At 56.8% G+C, this 229-nt stretch carries 1 rRNA gene; it reads left to right on the top strand.

The features are described 5' to 3' along the window. Positions 1–173: 173 nt before the first annotated feature. Positions 174–229, top strand: a 5S ribosomal RNA gene (gene rrf, locus FS787_RS17915); the annotation flags it as partial.

Raw genomic sequence — 229 nt, 5'->3', positions numbered from 1 at the left:
ACAAGACTGCTTGCGTCCACTATGTGGTTCCCAACCAACAAACCCGTTGCTTGAGAACCGACAACAAAATAAACAACACCACACCTGCACCAGCACCACCGGTGCAGGGGAGTTGTAACCACAAGATTTCCCACCACCACACCCCAGGGCGTGGACGGAACGGGAGCAAGGGTTACGGCGGTCATAGCGTGGGGGAAACGCCCGGTCCCATTCCGAACCCGGAAGCTAA

This window comes from Arthrobacter sp. U41, from assembly GCF_007679325.1.
Lineage (GTDB): Bacteria > Actinomycetota > Actinomycetes > Actinomycetales > Micrococcaceae > Arthrobacter.
Note: the sequence above shows the minus strand (reverse complement) of the source record. Positions and strands in the feature narration are given on the sequence as shown.